The 20753-nt window shown below is 47.2% G+C and carries 16 protein-coding genes, 4 tRNA genes, 3 rRNA genes and 1 pseudogene; 21 read left to right on the forward strand and 3 right to left on the reverse strand.

Annotation, left to right across the window (positions count from 1 at the left end; all coding sequences use genetic code 11):
- The first annotated feature begins 27 nt into the window (after positions 1-27).
- From MY7_RS02020 to tsaD, 14 genes are all read left to right on the forward strand, one after another.
- A complete protein-coding gene (locus MY7_RS02020) occupies positions 28-1029 on the forward strand; it encodes an NADPH:quinone oxidoreductase family protein (RefSeq protein ID WP_007609779.1) in 1002 nt (333 codons plus the stop codon).
- Between the two features lie 428 nt (positions 1030-1457).
- A complete protein-coding gene (locus MY7_RS02025) occupies positions 1458-2876 on the forward strand; it encodes a sugar porter family MFS transporter (RefSeq protein ID WP_007609780.1) in 1419 nt (472 codons plus the stop codon).
- A gap of 301 nt (positions 2877-3177) precedes the next feature.
- Positions 3178-3254: transfer RNA gene (locus tag MY7_RS02030), tRNA-Arg, on the forward strand.
- Between the two features lie 8 nt (positions 3255-3262).
- Positions 3263-3336, forward strand: a tRNA-Gly gene (locus tag MY7_RS02035).
- A 98-nt stretch (positions 3337-3434) separates the two neighbouring features.
- Positions 3435-4984: ribosomal RNA gene (locus MY7_RS02040) — 16S ribosomal RNA — on the forward strand.
- A gap of 175 nt (positions 4985-5159) precedes the next feature.
- Positions 5160-8089, forward strand: a 23S ribosomal RNA gene (locus MY7_RS02045).
- 50 nt (positions 8090-8139) lie between these two features.
- Positions 8140-8255, forward strand: a 5S ribosomal RNA gene (gene rrf, locus MY7_RS02050).
- The 16S, 23S and 5S rRNA genes sit together here with 4 tRNA genes alongside, the layout of an rRNA operon.
- Positions 8256-8274: 19 nt before the next feature.
- A tRNA-Met gene (locus MY7_RS02055) sits at positions 8275-8351 on the forward strand.
- A 7-nt stretch (positions 8352-8358) separates the two neighbouring features.
- Positions 8359-8435, forward strand: a tRNA-Asp gene (locus tag MY7_RS02060).
- A 183-nt stretch (positions 8436-8618) separates the two neighbouring features.
- Complete coding sequence (thiL, locus tag MY7_RS02065; protein ID WP_007609784.1) at positions 8619-9596, forward strand: thiamine-phosphate kinase; 978 nt, start codon at positions 8619-8621, stop codon at positions 9594-9596.
- Positions 9597-9611: 15 nt separating this feature from the next.
- Positions 9612-10088: a tRNA (adenosine(37)-N6)-threonylcarbamoyltransferase complex ATPase subunit type 1 TsaE gene (gene tsaE / locus MY7_RS02070; RefSeq protein ID WP_007609785.1), complete on the forward strand. Its 477-nt coding sequence runs from the start codon at positions 9612-9614 to the stop codon at positions 10086-10088.
- Complete coding sequence (gene tsaB, locus MY7_RS02075) at positions 10069-10758, forward strand: tRNA (adenosine(37)-N6)-threonylcarbamoyltransferase complex dimerization subunit type 1 TsaB (protein ID WP_007609786.1); 690 nt, start codon at positions 10069-10071, stop codon at positions 10756-10758. The genes tsaE and tsaB overlap by 20 nt, the downstream gene beginning before the upstream one ends.
- A 10-nt stretch (positions 10759-10768) precedes the next feature.
- Positions 10769-11224, forward strand: coding sequence for a ribosomal protein S18-alanine N-acetyltransferase (gene rimI / locus MY7_RS02080; RefSeq protein WP_003155993.1), 456 nt, complete (start codon positions 10769-10771; stop codon positions 11222-11224).
- A complete protein-coding gene (tsaD, locus tag MY7_RS02085; RefSeq protein ID WP_007609788.1) occupies positions 11217-12257 on the forward strand; it encodes a tRNA (adenosine(37)-N6)-threonylcarbamoyltransferase complex transferase subunit TsaD in 1041 nt (346 codons plus the stop codon). The genes rimI and tsaD overlap by 8 nt, the downstream gene beginning before the upstream one ends.
- A 223-nt stretch (positions 12258-12480) precedes the next feature.
- Here tsaD and MY7_RS02090 read toward each other — a convergent pair whose 3' ends face one another.
- Positions 12481-14409 carry an ABC-F family ATP-binding cassette domain-containing protein gene (locus tag MY7_RS02090; protein WP_007609789.1) on the reverse strand — a complete coding sequence of 643 codons (1929 nt, stop codon included), beginning with the start codon at positions 14407-14409 and terminating at the stop codon, positions 12481-12483.
- Positions 14410-14548: 139 nt separating this feature from the next.
- On the opposite strand from MY7_RS02090, the gene moaC reads away from it, so the two are divergent.
- From moaC to tatC, 4 genes are read left to right on the forward strand one after another with little or no spacing between them, the layout of a single operon-like run.
- Positions 14549-15061 carry a cyclic pyranopterin monophosphate synthase MoaC gene (moaC, locus tag MY7_RS02095; RefSeq protein ID WP_003155986.1) on the forward strand — a complete coding sequence of 171 codons (513 nt, stop codon included), beginning with the start codon at positions 14549-14551 and terminating at the stop codon, positions 15059-15061.
- Complete coding sequence (locus tag MY7_RS02100) at positions 15058-15705, forward strand: redox-sensing transcriptional repressor Rex (RefSeq protein ID WP_003155984.1); 648 nt, start codon at positions 15058-15060, stop codon at positions 15703-15705. Before moaC ends, MY7_RS02100 begins: the two co-directional genes overlap by 4 nt.
- An 18-nt stretch (positions 15706-15723) precedes the next feature.
- Positions 15724-15894, forward strand: a complete 171-nt coding sequence (locus MY7_RS02105; protein WP_003155981.1) for a twin-arginine translocase TatA/TatE family subunit — start codon at positions 15724-15726, stop codon at positions 15892-15894.
- Between the two features lie 6 nt (positions 15895-15900).
- Complete coding sequence (tatC, locus tag MY7_RS02110) at positions 15901-16659, forward strand: twin-arginine translocase subunit TatC (protein ID WP_007609791.1); 759 nt, start codon at positions 15901-15903, stop codon at positions 16657-16659.
- Positions 16660-16697: 38 nt separating this feature from the next.
- Here tatC and MY7_RS02115 read toward each other — a convergent pair whose 3' ends face one another.
- On the reverse strand, positions 16698-16889 hold the full coding sequence (locus MY7_RS02115; protein WP_003155975.1) for a YdiK family protein: 192 nt from the start codon (positions 16887-16889) through the stop codon (positions 16698-16700).
- Positions 16886-17620 (reverse strand): CPBP family intramembrane glutamic endopeptidase, encoded by a 735-nt coding sequence (locus MY7_RS02120; protein ID WP_029326158.1) that lies wholly within the window; start codon positions 17618-17620, stop codon positions 16886-16888. The genes MY7_RS02115 and MY7_RS02120 overlap by 4 nt, the downstream gene beginning before the upstream one ends.
- Positions 17621-17856: 236 nt before the next feature.
- Between MY7_RS02120 and groES the strand changes: the two genes are divergently transcribed.
- The 3 genes and pseudogenes from groES to MY7_RS20105 all read left to right on the forward strand — a co-directional run.
- Positions 17857-18141, forward strand: a complete 285-nt coding sequence (groES, locus tag MY7_RS02125; RefSeq protein ID WP_003155970.1) for a co-chaperone GroES — start codon at positions 17857-17859, stop codon at positions 18139-18141.
- Between the two features lie 41 nt (positions 18142-18182).
- Positions 18183-19817: a chaperonin GroEL gene (groL, locus tag MY7_RS02130; protein WP_003155941.1), complete on the forward strand. Its 1635-nt coding sequence runs from the start codon at positions 18183-18185 to the stop codon at positions 19815-19817.
- 528 nt (positions 19818-20345) lie between these two features.
- Positions 20346-20631: pseudogene (locus MY7_RS20105) on the forward strand (hypothetical protein); the annotation flags it as partial.
- Between the last annotated feature and the right edge of the window lie 122 nt (positions 20632-20753).

Genomic DNA, 20753 nt, shown 5'->3' on the forward strand with positions numbered 1-20753 from the left:
TTCAATTCATTTTAAGGAGATGTAGTGATGACAGATCAATTTAAAGCGTTAGTAGTCGATCAGCGTGAAGACCGGTTTTCAGTCAGCGTACGGGAGCTGGCGGTTCAAGACCTTCCCGAGGGTGAAGTGCTGATTAAGGTTTGCTACTCAGGGGTGAATTATAAAGACAGCTTGGCTGCCATTCCTGACGGCAAGATTGTAACGTCGTATCCTTTCGTGCCGGGAATTGATTTAGCGGGAATCGTCGTTTCCTCAGATGACGCCCGTTTCAAAGAGGGGGATAAAGTCATTGCGACAAGCTACGGCATAGGTGTTTCCCGTTTTGGCGGTTATAGCGGGATGGCCCGCATTCCGGCAGATTGGATTGTGCCGCTGCCTGAAGGTCTGACACTTAAAGAAGCCATGACGATCGGAACCGCCGGCTTCACTGCCGCATTGTCCGTCCAGCGTCTTGAAGAAAACCATGCCGCTCCTGAAAAAGGGAAGGTGCTGGTGACAGGAGCAACAGGCGGCGTCGGAAGCTTTGCCGTCTCCATTCTTTCAACCTTAGGTTACGAGGTCGAGGCCAGTACGGGAAAAGAAGAAGAAAACGGCTATTTGAAGAGCCTCGGAGCAAAGACGGTCATTCACCGTGACGAAGTGTATAACGGCACGTTAAAACCGATGCAAAAACAAAAATGGGCAGCGGCCGTCGATCCGGTCGGAGGTGAGCCGCTTGCTTCAGTTCTCAGCCAGATTCAGTACGGCGGATCAGTTGCTGTGAGCGGACTGACAGCGGGAACGAAACTCCCGGCTACAGTCTTTCCGTTTATATTGCGCGGCGTCAGTCTCTTGGGAATCGATTCCGTATTCTGTCCGATGGAGACTAGAAAGAAAACATGGCAGCGTTTAGCTGATGACTTCAAGCCTGCAGATCTGGAGGCCTTTATTCAAAAGGAAATTACACTTGAAGAGCTGCCGGATACGCTTCCTGCCCTTTTAAAAGGAGAAGCGAGAGGAAGAACGATCGTTACAATAAACGAAGAATAAATCAAAAACCCCCAACTGCTGATTGGGGGTTTTCAATATATAATCAATTATTTGTTGAAAGGAGATTAACTATTGGATATATAGTGAAAATTAATTGATTAAAAACATAAATTGATTACAAATAGGTAATATAAAGGTAATTTATAAAATTTTATGAAATATTTATTGACTGAAAGCGCTTTTAAAATTATGATAATAACATAAGTACCAATAATATCATTATAACTTTACTACAAAGTAACTATAAAGTAACAATTTGGCGAGAGGGGAGAGCGAATAATCACTATAAAAGATAACGCTTTCGGAGCATTTTCTTCTTATATAACTGTTTTGGACGGTCAGAACTTGTATGCAGACGTTATAGGTGTAAATATTGATAACTGAATATTCTGATATTATCTCTGTGTAAAAACTAGGAGGATTTGAAGATGAATAAAAATAGCAGCCAGCATTCATTTTTGAGAACCATCATTTTAGTATCGACGTTCGGGGGTCTACTTTTCGGCTACGATACCGGTGTAATTAATGGGGCGCTGCCGTTTATGGCGGAAGCTGACCAGCTTAATCTTACCGCTTTGACTGAAGGGATGGTGGCGAGCTCCCTGCTCTTGGGGGCTGCGATCGGCGCGGTTTTCGGTGGGAGATTGTCGGACTATAACGGCAGACGTAAAAATATCCTTATTCTTGCCGTTTTGTTCTTTGCAGCGACGCTTGGATGTACACTGGCGCCTAACGTATCGGTTATGATCATCTCCCGTTTTCTGCTGGGGCTTGCCGTCGGGGGAGCATCTGTAACCGTTCCGGCATATTTGGCTGAAATGTCGCCGGCGGAAAGCCGAGGGAGAATGGTTACCCAAAATGAATTGATGATTGTAACGGGCCAGCTGCTTGCCTTCACGTGTAATGCTATCATCGGCAATGTGCTTGGTGATACCTCTCACGCTTGGCGTTATATGCTCGTTATCGCGGCCCTTCCGGCGTTATTCTTGTTTTTTGGTATGCTGAAAGTTCCTGAAAGTCCGCGCTGGCTGGTTTCTAAAGGAAGAAAAGAAGATGCTCTGCACGTTCTCCGGCGAATAAGGAATGAAGAGAAAGCGAAGTCTGAGCTCGCTGAGATTGAATCTGCCTTTCATAAGGAAGCTGAGATGGAGCAGGCGACCTTTAAGGATCTTGCCGTTCCATGGGTGCGCCGCATTGTGTTTATTGGGATCGGAATTGCGGTAGTGCAGCAGGTCACCGGCGTGAATTCAATTATGTATTATGGAACTCAAATTTTAAAAGATGCCGGTTTCGAGACAAAAGCCGCATTAATCGGCAATATCGCTAACGGTGTGATTTCGGTGCTCGCGACTTTTGTGGGAATATGGCTTCTCGGCAAAGTCGGCCGCCGCCCGATGCTGATGACGGGGCTGATCGGAACGACTGCGGTTCTGCTTTTGATCGGAGTTCTGTCTGTCGTGCTGAAAGGGTCGCCTGCTCTTCCTTATGTGGTTCTTTCATTAACAGTCACTTTCCTTGCGTTTCAGCAGGGGGCTGTCTCTCCGGTGACCTGGCTGATGCTGTCGGAGATATTCCCGCTGCGATTGCGGGGGCTTGGTATGGGGGTCACTGTCTTCTGCCTCTGGATCGTGAACTTCATTGTTGGTTTAACTTTTCCGGTCCTGCTCGCAAACATCGGATTGTCTGCAACCTTCTTCATTTTTGTCCTGTTAGGGATAGCGTCCGTTATATTTGTGAAAAGGTTCCTTCCGGAAACGAAAGGTCTGTCGCTCGAACAGCTTGAACAAAACTTCCGTGCCTATGAAAAAACAGATCGTAATAGCGCAGAAGCCGAGGTGAGCGGGTAATCTGAATAGACGCGGGGTTCCTAGGAATCCTGCTTTTTTATTTATTATATAGAAGGGAATAATAAGTGAGAAAAAAGTTTCGTAAAAGTGTTGACCTAATTTGAAGTGCATGGTATATTATTAAACGTCGCTGATGAACAAAGCGATAACGACAAATGAGAAAATGATCTTTTGAAAAAAGACTTTACAAATTCTCAAAAGCGTGTATAATAAATGAGGTCGAGAAAAAGACTTCGAAAAGAAATAAAAAACACTTGACATCATAACTGATTGGTAGTATGATAGTTAAGTCGCCTGATAAGCGCCCGTAGCTCAATTGGATAGAGCGTTTGACTACGGATCAAAAGGTTAGGGGTTCGACTCCTCTCGGGCGCGCCAATTCAAATGCGGGTGTAGTTTAGTGGTAAAACCTCAGCCTTCCAAGCTGATGTCGTGAGTTCGATTCTCATCACCCGCTCCATTATAATGATCTTTGAAAACTAAACAAGACAAAACGTACCTGTTAATTCAAAGTTTTAAATAAATCGCACAGCGATGTGCGTAGTCAGTCAAACTACTTTATCGGAGAGTTTGATCCTGGCTCAGGACGAACGCTGGCGGCGTGCCTAATACATGCAAGTCGAGCGGACAGATGGGAGCTTGCTCCCTGATGTTAGCGGCGGACGGGTGAGTAACACGTGGGTAACCTGCCTGTAAGACTGGGATAACTCCGGGAAACCGGGGCTAATACCGGATGGTTGTTTGAACCGCATGGTTCAGACATAAAAGGTGGCTTCGGCTACCACTTACAGATGGACCCGCGGCGCATTAGCTAGTTGGTGAGGTAACGGCTCACCAAGGCGACGATGCGTAGCCGACCTGAGAGGGTGATCGGCCACACTGGGACTGAGACACGGCCCAGACTCCTACGGGAGGCAGCAGTAGGGAATCTTCCGCAATGGACGAAAGTCTGACGGAGCAACGCCGCGTGAGTGATGAAGGTTTTCGGATCGTAAAGCTCTGTTGTTAGGGAAGAACAAGTGCCGTTCAAATAGGGCGGCACCTTGACGGTACCTAACCAGAAAGCCACGGCTAACTACGTGCCAGCAGCCGCGGTAATACGTAGGTGGCAAGCGTTGTCCGGAATTATTGGGCGTAAAGGGCTCGCAGGCGGTTTCTTAAGTCTGATGTGAAAGCCCCCGGCTCAACCGGGGAGGGTCATTGGAAACTGGGGAACTTGAGTGCAGAAGAGGAGAGTGGAATTCCACGTGTAGCGGTGAAATGCGTAGAGATGTGGAGGAACACCAGTGGCGAAGGCGACTCTCTGGTCTGTAACTGACGCTGAGGAGCGAAAGCGTGGGGAGCGAACAGGATTAGATACCCTGGTAGTCCACGCCGTAAACGATGAGTGCTAAGTGTTAGGGGGTTTCCGCCCCTTAGTGCTGCAGCTAACGCATTAAGCACTCCGCCTGGGGAGTACGGTCGCAAGACTGAAACTCAAAGGAATTGACGGGGGCCCGCACAAGCGGTGGAGCATGTGGTTTAATTCGAAGCAACGCGAAGAACCTTACCAGGTCTTGACATCCTCTGACAATCCTAGAGATAGGACGTCCCCTTCGGGGGCAGAGTGACAGGTGGTGCATGGTTGTCGTCAGCTCGTGTCGTGAGATGTTGGGTTAAGTCCCGCAACGAGCGCAACCCTTGATCTTAGTTGCCAGCATTCAGTTGGGCACTCTAAGGTGACTGCCGGTGACAAACCGGAGGAAGGTGGGGATGACGTCAAATCATCATGCCCCTTATGACCTGGGCTACACACGTGCTACAATGGACAGAACAAAGGGCAGCGAAACCGCGAGGTTAAGCCAATCCCACAAATCTGTTCTCAGTTCGGATCGCAGTCTGCAACTCGACTGCGTGAAGCTGGAATCGCTAGTAATCGCGGATCAGCATGCCGCGGTGAATACGTTCCCGGGCCTTGTACACACCGCCCGTCACACCACGAGAGTTTGTAACACCCGAAGTCGGTGAGGTAACCTTTTAGGAGCCAGCCGCCGAAGGTGGGACAGATGATTGGGGTGAAGTCGTAACAAGGTAGCCGTATCGGAAGGTGCGGCTGGATCACCTCCTTTCTAAGGATTTTAACGGAATATAAGACCTTGGGTCTTATAAACAGAACGTTCCCTGTCTTGTTTAGTTTTGAAGGATCATTCGATTCTTCGAGATGTTGTTCTTTGAAAACTAGATAACAGAAGTAATTCACATTCAATTAGTAATGCAAGATATCACGTAGTGATTCTTTTTAACGGTTAAGTTAGAAAGGGCGCACGGTGGATGCCTTGGCACTAGGAGCCGATGAAGGACGGGACGAACACCGATATGCTTCGGGGAGCTGTAAGCAAGCTTTGATCCGGAGATTTCCGAATGGGGAAACCCACCACTCGTAATGGAGTGGTATCCATATCTGAATACATAGGATATGAGAAGGCAGACCCGGGGAACTGAAACATCTAAGTACCCGGAGGAAGAGAAAGCAAATGCGATTCCCTGAGTAGCGGCGAGCGAAACGGGACCAGCCCAAACCAAGAGGCTTGCCTCTTGGGGTTGTAGGACACTCTGTACGGAGTTACAAAGGAACGAGGTAGATGAAGAGGTCTGGAAAGGCCCGCCATAGAAGGTAACAGCCCTGTAGTCAAAACTTCGTTCTCTCCTGAGTGGATCCTGAGTACGGCGGAACACGTGAAATTCCGTCGGAATCCGGGAGGACCATCTCCCAAGGCTAAATACTCCCTAGTGACCGATAGTGAACCAGTACCGTGAGGGAAAGGTGAAAAGCACCCCGGAAGGGGAGTGAAAGAGATCCTGAAACCGTGTGCCTACAAGTAGTCAGAGCCCGTTAACGGGTGATGGCGTGCCTTTTGTAGAATGAACCGGCGAGTTACGATCCCGTGCAAGGTTAAGCAGAAGATGCGGAGCCGCAGCGAAAGCGAGTCTGAATAGGGCGAATTGAGTACGTGGTCGTAGACCCGAAACCAGGTGATCTACCCATGTCCAGGGTGAAGTTCAGGTAACACTGAATGGAGGCCCGAACCCACGCACGTTGAAAAGTGCGGGGATGAGGTGTGGGTAGGGGTGAAATGCCAATCGAACCTGGAGATAGCTGGTTCTCTCCGAAATAGCTTTAGGGCTAGCCTCAAGGTAAGAGTCTCGGAGGTAGAGCACTGATTGGACTAGGGGCCCCTACCGGGTTACCGAATTCAGTCAAACTCCGAATGCCGATGACTTATCCTTGGGAGTCAGACTGCGAGTGATAAGATCCGTAGTCGAAAGGGAAACAGCCCAGACCGCCAGCTAAGGTCCCAAAGTATACGTTAAGTGGAAAAGGATGTGGAGTTGCTTAGACAACCAGGATGTTGGCTTAGAAGCAGCCACCATTTAAAGAGTGCGTAATAGCTCACTGGTCGAGTGACTCTGCGCCGAAAATGTACCGGGGCTAAACGTATCACCGAAGCTGCGGACTGTTCTTCGAACAGTGGTAGGAGAGCGTTCTAAGGGCTGTGAAGCAAGACCGGAAGGACTTGTGGAGCGCTTAGAAGTGAGAATGCCGGTATGAGTAGCGAAAGAGGGGTGAGAATCCCCTCCACCGAATGCCTAAGGTTTCCTGAGGAAGGCTCGTCCGCTCAGGGTTAGTCGGGACCTAAGCCGAGGCCGAAAGGCGTAGGCGATGGATAACAGGTTGATATTCCTGTACCACCTCCTCACCATTTGAGCAATGGGGGGACGCAGGAGGATAGGGTAAGCGCGGTATTGGATATCCGCGTCCAAGCAGTTAGGCTGGGAAATAGGCAAATCCGTTTCCCGTGAAGGCTGAGCTGTGATGGCGAGCGAATTATAGTAGCGAAGTTCCTGATTCCACACTGCCAAGAAAAGCCTCTAGCGAGGTGAGAGGTGCCCGTACCGCAAACCGACACAGGTAGGCGAGGAGAGAATCCTAAGGTGATCGAGAGAACTCTCGTTAAGGAACTCGGCAAAATGACCCCGTAACTTCGGGAGAAGGGGTGCTCTGTTAGGGTGCAAGCCCGAGAGAGCCGCAGTGAATAGGCCCAGGCGACTGTTTAGCAAAAACACAGGTCTCTGCGAAGCCGTAAGGCGAAGTATAGGGGCTGACGCCTGCCCGGTGCTGGAAGGTTAAGAGGAGCGCTTAGCGTAAGCGAAGGTGCGAATTGAAGCCCCAGTAAACGGCGGCCGTAACTATAACGGTCCTAAGGTAGCGAAATTCCTTGTCGGGTAAGTTCCGACCCGCACGAAAGGCGCAACGATCTGGGCACTGTCTCAACGAGAGACTCGGTGAAATTATAGTACCTGTGAAGATGCAGGTTACCCGCGACAGGACGGAAAGACCCCGTGGAGCTTTACTGCAGCCTGATATTGAATGTTGGTACAGCTTGTACAGGATAGGTAGGAGCCTTGGAAACCGGAGCGCCAGCTTCGGTGGAGGCATCGGTGGGATACTACCCTGGCTGTATTGACCTTCTAACCCGCCGCCCTTATCGGGCGGGGAGACAGTGTCAGGTGGGCAGTTTGACTGGGGCGGTCGCCTCCTAAAAGGTAACGGAGGCGCCCAAAGGTTCCCTCAGAATGGTTGGAAATCATTCGCAGAGTGTAAAGGCACAAGGGAGCTTGACTGCGAGACCTACAAGTCGAGCAGGGACGAAAGTCGGGCTTAGTGATCCGGTGGTTCCGCATGGAAGGGCCATCGCTCAACGGATAAAAGCTACCCCGGGGATAACAGGCTTATCTCCCCCAAGAGTCCACATCGACGGGGAGGTTTGGCACCTCGATGTCGGCTCATCGCATCCTGGGGCTGTAGTCGGTCCCAAGGGTTGGGCTGTTCGCCCATTAAAGCGGTACGCGAGCTGGGTTCAGAACGTCGTGAGACAGTTCGGTCCCTATCCGTCGCGGGCGCAGGAAATTTGAGAGGAGCTGTCCTTAGTACGAGAGGACCGGGATGGACGCACCGCTGGTGTACCAGTTGTTCTGCCAAGGGCATCGCTGGGTAGCTATGTGCGGACGGGATAAGTGCTGAAAGCATCTAAGCATGAAGCCCCCCTCAAGATGAGATTTCCCATTCCGCAAGGAAGTAAGATCCCTGAAAGATGATCAGGTTGATAGGTCTGAGGTGGAAGTGTGGCGACACATGGAGCTGACAGATACTAATCGATCGAGGACTTAACCAATTTGAATGTATGCTTACTGTTATCTAGTTTTGAGAGAACACTCTCAATGGTTTGGTGGCGATAGCGAAGAGGTCACACCCGTTCCCATGCCGAACACGGAAGTTAAGCTCTTCAGCGCCGATGGTAGTCGGGGGTTTCCCCCTGTGAGAGTAGGACGCCGCCAAGCTTTTCTAAAATTTTATCATCGCGGGGTGGAGCAGTTCGGTAGCTCGTCGGGCTCATAACCCGAAGGTCGCAGGTTCAAATCCTGCCCCCGCAACCAAAAAAATGGTCCGGTAGTTCAGTTGGTTAGAATGCCTGCCTGTCACGCAGGAGGTCGCGGGTTCGAGTCCCGTCCGGACCGCCATTTTTATTGTAAACGAAACGATCATGTTTTCGTTTTTTTTTGTGTTTTCTTTTAAATGCTGGCAGCTTGGTTAGATACCAAGCTTTCTTTTATATCGTTAAAGTCTTGGATATTGAAACATAATCCGATACACTAGAAAGAGCTGTATTTCACAAGAGCGTCAGAAAGGGAGACGGGAGATATATGGATGAGTTTGATTTGATTCACAGTATTACGCCGCATTCGCATTATCATCCTTCTGTCGATGTAGGGATCGGTGATGATGGTGCGGTTTATACAGCGTCACCCCATATGCAGCAAATTGTCTGCCTTGATACAATGGTGGAGAATGTCCATTTTAAATTAGAGTATTCCTCTCCTCATGATATCGGTTATAAGGCGCTTGCTGTTAACATTAGTGATGTGGCGGCGATGGGAGGCATTCCGAAGTTTTATTTGGTGTCTCTAGCGGTTCCTTCTTGCTGGCAGAAAGCTGACGTCCAGGCAATGTATGAAGGAATGGCGGAACTGGCGAAACTATATCAAATGGATTTGATCGGGGGAGATACCGTCTCCGCTTCCGGTCAAGCCGTAATTACCGTTACTGTCATCGGAGAAGTTGAGAAGGATCGCGCTTGTCTGCGAAGCTCGGCAAGACCCGGGGATGTTGTGTTTGTTACGGGGGATATCGGCTCGTCTGCAGCAGGACTGTCTCTTTTGTTGGGAGAAACACTTCCTTCTGCTTTTCACACGAGTGATTATTTTATCCGGAAACATAAACGGCCCGTTCCGAGAGTTCAGGTCGGCCGCTTCTGCTCTCAGCTTCAGCGCGCGGCTCTGAATGATATCAGTGACGGATTGGCCAGTGAGCTGCATGAAATAGCTGCGGCAAGTTCAGTTACGATAGAAATTGAAGAACAACTTCTGCCGGTGCATCCGGATTTGCCTGAGGCAGATTCTGAGTGGAGAAAATGGGTGTTATTCGGCGGTGAAGATTTTGAATTGGTTGGAACGGTTTCTCAGCAAGAGTGGATTTCTTTGCTTGATTACTGCACTCAATCGGGCATTCCGATTGCGAAGATAGGAGCGGTATCTGAACGGAAGGAAGCCTGTGTTCTTTTGACAGCCAATGATCAGAGACAAATCGTCCTTGAGAAAAAAGGATACAATCATTTTAAATAAGACGGGTGACTCACTTTGAAGACATTACAATGGAGAACGAAAAACCCCGAAGAAACGAAAGCCGTAGCCAAGCTTGCCGCTTCTTTGGCAAAGCCGGGAGACATTTTGACACTGGAAGGCGACTTAGGCGCGGGAAAAACGACTTTTACAAAGGGTTTTGCCGAAGGACTGGGAATCACGAGAGTGGTAAACAGCCCGACTTTTACAATTATAAAAGAATACCATGACGGTTCGCTTCCACTATATCATATGGATGTGTATCGTATGGAGGATGAAAGCGAAGACTTAGGGCTTGAAGAATATTTTGAGGGACAAGGCGTCTGTTTAATTGAATGGGCTCATTTAATTCAGGATCAGCTGCCTGCTGAACGGCTGCAGATCGTCATCACAAGAGCCGGTGATGAGGCAAGGGACATTACCTTTACGGCTTGCGGAAAACGGTATGAAACGCTTTGTGAGGAGATAAATAAACATGACAATACTGGCAATTGATACGTCAAATTACACGTTGGGTGCCGCGCTCGTTCGTGACAAAACGGTGATGGCGGAGTATATTACATATTTAAAAAAGAATCATTCCGTGCGGGCCATGCCTGCTGTCAATTCATTGCTGGAGGATTGCGGCCTAACACCGCAGGACCTTACGAAAATAGCGGTGGCGAAAGGACCGGGATCGTACACAGGTGTCAGAATCGGTGTGACGCTGGCAAAAACATTGGCATGGTCGCTGAAGCTTCCGGTTTCCGCTGTCTCGAGTCTGGAGGTGCTGGCGGCTAACGGACGGCACTTTCAAGGACTGATCTGCCCGTTATTTGATGCCCGGCGCGGACAGGTATATACGGGACTTTATGAATATCAGGACGGCCGATTACAATCCGTTCTTCCAGATCAGAATGTTCTTTTGACTGATTGGCTCGGCATGCTGAAAGAAAAAGCGTCTCCGGTTTTATTTTTAGGACACGATACAGCCATTCATGAAGAAACCATTCTGCATGAGCTGACATCTCAAGCAGTGATTGGAACGGCTGCACAGCATAATCCGCGGCCGTCAGAGCTGGCGTTTTTAGGCTTGGAAAAAGAAGAAGCGGATGTCCACAGCCTTGTTCCGGATTATTTGCGTCTGGCAGAGGCTGAAGCGAAATGGATGGAATCTCAAAAATAGGGTGATAGGGATGAAAACGAAAACGGCGATTCGAAGCATGCGTCCGGAAGATATTGATCAAATTTATGAAATTGAAACAGCATCCTTTACTTCTCCGTGGACGAAGGATTCATTTTATCATGAGCTTTTGGAAAATCCGTATGCCCACTACCTTGTCATTGAAAAGGACGGCTGTCTGGCGGGGTATTGCGGAATCTGGATTATTATAGATGACGCGCAGATTACGAATATAGCCATTAAGCCGGAATATCGGGGCCAATCATTGGGAGAAGCGCTGTTTCGCTCTGCGATAGAATTGTGCAGAGAAAAAAAGGCAAGAAGGCTCTCTCTCGAAGTCAGGGTCTCAAATCATCCCGCCCAATCCTTATATAAAAAATTCGGTCTTCAGGCCGGAGGAATCAGAAAACAATACTATACAGATAACGGGGAAGATGCGTTATTAATGTGGGTGACATTACATGAGTGAAAAACAAGATATTTATGTATTAGGAATCGAAACAAGCTGTGATGAAACAGCGGCCTCAGTCGTAAAAAACGGGAATGAAATTATTTCAAACGTTGTCGCTTCTCAAATTGAAAGCCATAAACGTTTCGGCGGGGTCGTGCCTGAAATAGCGTCCAGACATCATGTGGAGCAGATTACCCTTGTGATTGAGGAAGCTCTTTCAAAAGCGGAGATGGGCTTTGATGATCTTGATGCGATTGCCGTAACGGAAGGACCCGGACTTGTCGGAGCCTTGTTAATCGGAGTCAATGCGGCAAAGGCGTTAAGCTTTGCCCATCAAATACCGCTAGTCGGTGTCCATCACATCGCGGGCCATATTTATGCAAACAGGCTGATAGGAGAGCTTCACTTCCCGGCGCTTGCTTTGGTTGTGTCAGGCGGACATACGGAATTGGTTTATATGAAAGAGCACGGTTCATTCGAGGTTATCGGTGAAACGCTGGATGATGCCGCAGGCGAAGCTTACGACAAAGTGGCAAGAACGATGGGGCTTCCTTATCCGGGAGGGCCGCAGATTGATAAGCTGGCTGCTGTGGGAACGGATTCCATTCCGCTTCCGCGTGCGTGGCTGGAAGAAGGGTCTTACAATTTCAGCTTCAGCGGCCTGAAGTCAGCCGTGATTAACACGCTTCATAACGCCTCGCAAAAAAATGAGGTGATTCCTCCGGAGGATCTTGCCGCAAGCTTTCAGCAGAGTGTCATTGATGTACTGACGGCAAAAACCTCTAAGGCCGCGAAAGAATACGGGGTTAAACAAGTGCTGCTGGCAGGGGGCGTAGCCGCTAACAAAGGGCTGAGAGCCGCACTGCAGCAGGAATTCAGTCATTCGGGAGATCCCGAGCTTATCATCCCGCCGCTTTCTTTATGCACGGACAATGCAGCGATGATTGCGGCTGCCGGAACCGTTGCTTTTGAAAAGGGGATCAGGGGTTCATATGATATGAACGGACAGCCCGGTTTGGAATTAACATCTTTTGATCGTCTCACGTTGTAAAACGTGAGGCTTTTTTTCACTTATTAACAGACAATTCTAACATATCCACAGGATTGTGAATATATTCAGAAATCCAGGCTGGATAAGGGGCTATAAGTTGTTAGTAAAGTGGATAAAGTCAGAAAATTTTGTGGATAGTGTGTATAAAACGCTTACTTCCATGGCTGACATGGAGGATAGCTGTGGATAAAAAAGCACCCCTTAAAGAGGTGCTTGACTTTTTCTATTCTTCTGAGGAGAGTTCCTCCCATTCTGCTAATAAGTTTTCGAGCTCTTGATTCAGAGCTTCATTCTCCGCGTGAATGGTCTGTACCTTTTCATGATCTTGATACACGTCAGGGTCGCACAGCAGCTCCTCATTGGCGCTGATTTTCTCTTCGGCGGATGAGACGGCCGCTTCGATTTCTTCAATGCGTCTCAGGCGCTGCCGTTCTTTCTTCTTCCATTCTTTTTCTTCCTCGTAAGTTCTTTTCGTATCCTGTTTGACCTTGCCGGCAGGCTGAGCCTGCTCCTTTTCCTGCCGCTTCATTTCTTCCAGTTCCAGTTGCTGGGCTTTTTTCTCGGTGTAATAGTCATAGTCTCCCAAATATTCTTCTGCATGATCAGGTGACAGCTCCAGCACTCTTGTGGCGATCCTGTTAATAAAGTAGCGGTCATGCGATACAAATAACAGTGTTCCCGGGTAGTCGATCAGGGCGTTTTCCAGCACCTCTTTACTGTCCAGGTCAAGGTGGTTTGTCGGTTCATCTAGGATGAGAAAGTTTGCTTTTTGAAGCATCAGCTTGGCAAGCGCGACTCTTGCTTTCTCCCCGCCGCTTAACGAGCGGACCGGTTTCAGGACATCGTCTCCGCTGAACAGGAAGTTGCCGAGGCATGTCCTGATCTCTTTTTCCGGCATGTCCGGATATTCATCCCACAGCTCGTCCAGCACGCGTTTGGACGAGGTCAGTTCAGCCTGCTCCTGATCGTAATAGCCGATTGTGACATTGGAACCGTACGTGATCGATCCGGATTCGGGAGTGATTGTATTCATAATCGTTTTCAGCAAGGTTGATTTGCCGATTCCGTTCGGTCCGACGAGGGCGGCGCTTTCGCCTCTTGTAATGCCGAAGGTCAGGTTTTTCAAGAGCGGAGGCTGGCCGTCATAGCTGATGGAAACATCCTGTACGCGCAGGACGTCGTTTCCGCTCTGTTTTGTAATGTCAAAACGGAAGGCGGCTGATTTTTCATCCCCGAGCGGCTTTGCCATGACGTCCATCCGTTCAAGCTGTTTTCGTCTGCTTTGAGCTCTTTTCGTTGTAGAAGCTCTGGCCAGATTGCGGTCGACAAAATCTTGGAGCTTGGCGATTTCGTCCTGCTGTTTTTCATACAGCTTCAGGTCTTTCTCATACTGCTCAGCTTTTTGTTCTAAATAGGCGCTGTAGTTGCCGAGGTATTTTTTGCTTTCTGTCCGTGAGACCTCGTACACTTGGCTGACGACTTTATCAAGAAAGTATCTGTCGTGGGAAACGATCAGGATTGCGCCTGAATATCCCTGTAAATAATGCTCAAGCCATGTAAGCGTGTCGATGTCGAGATGGTTCGTCGGTTCATCCAGAATAAGCAGATCAGGCTGGGTCAGCAGCAGCTTTCCGAGCGCAAGCCTTGTTTTCTGACCGCCGCTCAGGCTTTGCACTTTCACGGAATCGTCAAATTTTCCGAAGCCGAGGCCGTGAAGGATAGATCGGACGTCCGCTTCATATTGATAGCCGCCTTTATCCTTGAAATCCTGCTGAAGCCTGTCATAGGTTTTCATCAGCGTCTCAAGCTCCGCGGGGGCGGCTGTGGCCATCTTTTCTTCAATAGAGCGCATCTCTTTTTCCATTGCTTTCAGGAAATCAAAAACGCTCAGCAGTTCTTCTTTTATGGTAAGCTGGGATTCCAAGCCTGTGTGCTGGGCAAGATATCCCATCGTTAATTCTTTCGGTTTGATTAATTCACCCTTTTCATATGAAAGGTGACCTGCGATAATTTTAAGGAGAGTTGATTTGCCGGCTCCGTTTCTGCCTACTATGGCGATGCGATCCCGAGATCTGACTTCAAGCTTTATATTGTTTAAAATAGGATCAGCGCCAAAAGATTTGGATAGCTGATTAATTTGTAAGATCATCATATTATTTCACCTCTGTTATAATAAGTTAAGTGTAGCTTATCAACCTGCTGTCAGCAAACAATACATCAGAATTGGAACATTATAGGATAAGACATCAGGGAGAAAATAGTGTATGATCAGAAGTAAGGAGAGTTTAAATATGAATGGATTTTCTCATTTTAATGAAGAAGGCCGTGCCCGCATGGTGGATATAAGCGATAAATCTTCAACAGTCCGTACTGCCGCTGCGATATCCAGCGTACACATGAAGCATGACGTGTACAGCAGAATCAAAAACCGCGAGATCGGAAAAGGAGACGTGCTGGCTGTCGCACAGGTGGCAGGAATTATGGCCGCAAAACAGACGTCAGCGATTATCCCGATGTGCCACCCGCTTTCTTTAAGCAGCGTCGACATTTCATTCGGCTGGGAGGAAAAGGATTCCGAAGCCGTTCTTCATATACAGGCAAGCGTAAAAACGAAAGGGAGTACAGGTGTGGAAATGGAAGCGCTAACTTCCGCTTCAGTCTGCGCTTTGACTGTTTATGATATGTGCAAGGCGCTGGATAAAGGAATGGTCATCGGCCCGACCTGCCTCATGGAAAAAACAGGAGGCAAAAACGGTGATTTTAAAAGAGATGCATCTGAGTATAAAGTGGAGGACCAATCATGAACAAGGATCAATCAAAAATTCCACAGGCGACGGCAAAACGGCTGCCGCTTTATTATCGCTTTTTAAAGAATTTACACGCGTCAGGAAAGCAGCGCGTTTCATCAGCTGAACTGAGCGACGCGGTAAAAGTCGATTCGGCCACGATCCGCCGGGATTTTTCCTATTTCGGGGCGCTCGGCAAAAAAGGATACGGCTATAATGTGGATTACCTGCTGTCATTTTTCAGAAAAACACTGGATCAGGATGAAACGACGAACGTCATTTTGATCGGTGTCGGGAATTTAGGGACGGCGTTTCTTCACTATAATTTCACAAAAAATAATAACACAAAAATATCTATGGCTTTTGATGTGAATCAGAGTAAAATAGGAACTGAGGTAGGCGGTGTGCCTGTCTTTGATCTTAATGATTTAGAGCTTCACATTAAGGATGAACCCGTGGCGATTCTTACCGTTCCGGCGGTTGCCGCCCAGTCAATCACCGACCGGCTCGTGTCGCTCGGAATCAAGGGAATCCTTAACTTTACGCCGGCCCGTTTGAATGTGCCGGATCACATTCGAATTCATCATATAGATTTAGCTGTAGAGCTTCAATCATTGGTTTATTTCTTAAAGCATTATTCTGTTTTGGAAGAAATTGAATAGCGAAAGGAGGAGCTGCACATGATTGGTCCTGGAAGCCTGGCGGTTATCGGTGTGGTGGCGGTGATTATTTTCGGTCCGAAGAAGCTTCCCGAATTAGGAAAAGCGGCGGGGGACACGCTTCGTGAATTTAAGAACGCTACTAAGGGATTAGCCGGTGAAGAAGAGGAAAAAAAGAAAGAAGAACAGTAAGATAGGATGACGCGTATGAGAGTGAATCAAATGACGCTTGTGGAGCATATTGCCGAACTTCGGAAACGATTGCTGATTGTGGCGTTATCCTTTACGGTTTTCTTTATTGCCGGCTTTTTTCTGGCAAAACCTATCATTGTGTATCTTCAAAAAGCCGATGAAGTAAAAGAGCTCACCCTTAATGCTTTTAACCTGACGGATCCGCTGTTTATCTTTTTGCAGTTCGCGTTTATCATCGGCATCATTTTGACTTCGCCGATTATTCTCTATCAGATTTGGGCGTTTGTCAGCCCGGGTCTGTATGAGAAGGAGCGCAAAGTAACACTCAGCTATATTCCGATTTCGATCGTGCTGTTTGTCGGCGGTGTGTCGTTTTCTTATTATATTTTATTTCCGCTGGTCGTTGATTTTATGAAGCGGGTCTCGAATGACCTCGATGTCAACCAGGTGATCGGGATCACCGAGTACTTTCATTTTCTGCTGCAGCTGACGATTCCGTTCGGACTGCTGTTTCAGATGCCGGTGCTGATCATGTTTTTAACGAGACTCGGTGTTATCACGCCGAGGTTTTTATCGAAGATCAGGAAGTACGCATATTTTGTGCTGCTTGTGATCGCCGCGATGATTGCGCCGCCTGAGCTGCTGTCTCACTTGATGATTACCATTCCGCTTTGCATTTTATACGAGATCAGTATCCTGATTTCAAAAGCGGCGTATCGGAAAAGGCAGACCGGCAGTGAATCTGACCAGGACGTATCAGCATAAAAAAAGCCATTTCTCAATGATGAGAAATGGCTTTTCTTTTATTTTTGATTTTTTTTCACTTTAAATGAGAAGGCGAACATTTTAAACGAGATGCTGATATTATAAGCGGCGAAAACCATCAGCAGTATGGAATAAAAAGACCACATGCTTCCCGGAGAGCTTGCGGCCAAATACGTAAAGATACAGCCGACTGCGAAATAAATCAAGCCCCAAGTCATTGGGTTCCTCATACAAACAATCCTCCAATAATTAATTGCATTTGCTCACTATGCTGTTCAATATATTTTTGGGCGGGGCCGAGCTGCATGACCACGACAATGGTATTCATCATGACATGGGCGAATATCGGCACAATAATCCGTTTCGTCTGCACATACAAGAACGCAAAGGTAAAGCCCATGGCCGTATACAGCAGCAGGTGCGTGAGGTCTTGATGCACAATGCCGAAAATGACGGAACTGATCAGTCCGGCGATAAAGAAATTCGTTTTTTCATATAATACACCGAAGATGATCTTCCGGAAAATGATTTCTTCAAGAATCGGCCCGACGATAGAAGAAACGATAATCATGAGCGGCATGGCTTTAATAATGTTGAGAATGGCTTTCGTGTTTTCGGAACCGCTGCCCACATGAAAGACATACTGCTCAATCATCCCGGCGATTCCCTGAGAAAATAAAGCGAGCCATATTCCCGCGACCGCCCAGAGAACGGACATGCCGGCGGATGCTTTCTTCCCGTTTCTTAATGTCTGCTTCGGCGCGGTTCTCAAAATCAAGAGAACGATAATCAGGCAGATAAAAAAGCTTACGACGGAATAAACCCCCTGAGCCATGGTGAGATTCGCATTCGTAGGGTGCCCGCCCGCATAGCCGAATTTGTACATTAAAGGAATGCCGATCAATGCGGAAAGCTGCATGATAACATATGTCAAAATGATATACCAATACTGTTTTCTCAAATGATATGTACTCCTTTATCCTATAAAATCAACTTATTTGTTCTTATTGTAACACAAGTGAACTTGACGTGAAAAAAGGAGAAAATCAGTGCGAGAGAGAATCATGTAAGCGTGAAAATTTTTTATTCTTATGACTTGAAATTGGAAGTGAGATTCTTTATTATAATAACTGTGTTAGCACTCTTTAGAGCTGAGTGCTAAAATTACATATTCATACTATTGAGGAGGTTATTACATTGTTAAAGCCATTAGGTGATCGCGTTGTCATTGAACTCGTAGAATCTGAAGAAAAAACTGCCAGCGGAATCGTATTACCGGATTCTGCAAAAGAAAAGCCGCAAGAAGGCAAAATCGTGGCAGCCGGTTCAGGTCGCGTGTTGGAAAGCGGAGAGCGCGTTGCTTTAGAAGTGAAAGAGGGCGACCGCATTATCTTCTCAAAATACGCCGGTACTGAAGTGAAATACGAAGGTACTGAATACTTAATCTTACGTGAAAGCGACATTTTAGCTGTAATCGGCTAAGCAAATAAATATTTTTAAAAATTTGAGGAGGTTTCGTTAACATGGCAAAAGATATTAAGTTTAGTGAAGAAGCACGCCGCGCTATGCTTCGCGGTGTCGATGCGCTTGCTGACGCTGTAAAAGTAACTTTAGGGCCAAAAGGACGCAACGTGGTTCTGGAGAAAAAATTCGGTTCTCCGTTAATTACAAATGACGGTGTGACAATCGCAAAAGAAATTGAACTTGAAGATGCGTTTGAAAACATGGGTGCGAAGCTTGTAGCTGAAGTAGCCAGCAAAACAAACGACGTTGCCGGTGACGGTACGACGACTGCGACTGTACTTGCGCAGGCTATGATCCGCGAAGGCCTTAAAAACGTAACTGCGGGGGCTAACCCTGTCGGCGTGCGTAAAGGTATGGAACAAGCCGTGACTGTAGCAATCGAAAACTTAAAAGAAATTTCTAAGCCGATCGAAGGCAAAGAGTCTATCGCTCAGGTTGCTGCGATCTCTGCTGCTGATGAGGAAGTCGGAAGCCTTATCGCTGAAGCAATGGAGCGCGTAGGAAACGACGGCGTCATCACAATCGAAGAGTCTAAAGGATTCACAACTGAGCTTGAAGTTGTTGAAGGTATGCAATTCGACCGCGGATATGCGTCTCCTTACATGGTGACTGACTCTGATAAGATGGAAGCGGTTCTTGACAATCCTTACATCTTAATCACAGACAAAAAAATCACAAACATTCAAGAAATCCTTCCTGTGCTTGAGCAAGTTGTACAGCAAGGCAAACCATTGCTTCTGATCGCTGAAGATGTTGAAGGGGAAGCTCTTGCTACACTCGTTGTCAACAAACTTCGCGGCACATTCAACGCTGTTGCCGTTAAAGCTCCTGGCTTCGGTGACCGCCGTAAAGCAATGCTTGAAGACATCTCTGTTCTTACAGGCGGAGAAGTAATCACAGAAGACTTAGGCCTTGACCTGAAATCTACTGAAATCGGACAATTGGGACGCGCTTCTAAAGTTGTGGTAACGAAAGAAAACACAACAATCGTAGAAGGCGCCGGCGACACTGAAAAAATCGCTGCACGCGTCAACCAAATCCGCGCTCAAGTGGAAGAAACAACTTCTGAATTCGACAGAGAAAAATTACAAGAGCGTCTTGCGAAACTTGCCGGCGGCGTAGCTGTCATCAAAGTCGGCGCTGCGACTGAAACTGAGCTGAAAGAGCGTAAACTTCGCATCGAAGACGCCCTCAACTCAACTCGCGCAGCTGTTGAAGAAGGCATCGTATCCGGCGGTGGTACAGCGCTTGTCAACGTATACAACAAAGTCGCTGCAGTGGAAGCTGAAGGCGATGCGCAAACAGGTATCAACATTGTGCTTCGCGCGCTTGAAGAGCCGATCCGTCAAATCGCACACAATGCAGGCCTTGAAGGATCTGTCATCGTTGAGCGCCTGAAAAACGAAAAAATCGGCGTAGGCTTCAACGCTGCAACCGGCGAATGGGTAAACATGATCGAAAAAGGTATCGTTGACCCGACAAAAGTTACACGTTCTGCTCTGCAAAACGCAGCTTCTGTAGCAGCAATGCTCTTAACAACTGAAGCTGTTGTCGCTGACAAACCGGAAGAAAACGCCGGCGGCGCAGGAATGCCTGACATGGGCGGCATGGGCGGTATGGGCGGAATGATGTAAACCGACAAAAAACCCTTGATTTACAAGGGTTTGTCGGCAACGGACGTCATTTTTAATGCCCTCTTGATGCCATTTAACTTTTCGAGGCTTCTCATGAGTTCACCGAACTTGTGAGAAGCTTCTTTTTTGTCTTTTGTAGTTTGATTTTTTTAGCATTGTTTTGTTATATATCGATTTTTCAATAGTTTGATAATCCCGATATGAACTATTCAATTGACCAAAATACAAAATTCCACCGGCTCAGGTTCCTGTTTACGTCCTCTTTGACAAACGCCTTACGATAACTTCAGTAAACTGCATTTCTGTTATAATAAAAAGGGTTTGAAAATTATTTGTCAAAACCTCTGTTATATATCTCTCTATTGCAGACAGAACCTCTCATACGACAAAAAAAGCTACAGTTATCTAAATAAACAGTGTCACCAACTCTCTTAGACGGAAATGTCTATTTGTGTTGCTTTTTTTAGCTACTAAACGACGATGTTTTCCTTTTTAGAAACTAGTCTTTTATGTTAAAGCAACAGAATAATGATATCCGATCCCAAAAATTCACTGTCGATGGAGTTAGATTCTTGATGAAATCCGTCCCAACTCTATGGAGACAGACAATCCAATTATCAACTCTATCAAGGAGGACTTAAAAGTGCATTTTTCAGGAATTATAGATCGTTTGGCTTTATATGATTTACATAGAAAAAGAAGCAAAGATACACATTTTTCGTCTGCTTTTACAGCTAATGCAGATGATAGAGAGGAATTTTACAGTGCAAATATAGCTGATGTTTCAATTGATTTGAATGAATCTAAAAAATTTTATAGAGTTGGAACATTTAGTTATGAATCCTTAATTCAATCTGGAAATCCTGTTAATGATACTTTAAAAGGGGAGATTTTTTTAAATGAAAATGATATAGAGCCACCCAATGTCATCTTTGT

Source organism: Bacillus sp. 5B6 (assembly GCF_000259405.1).
GTDB classification, from domain to species: Bacteria; Bacillota; Bacilli; order Bacillales; family Bacillaceae; genus Bacillus; species Bacillus velezensis.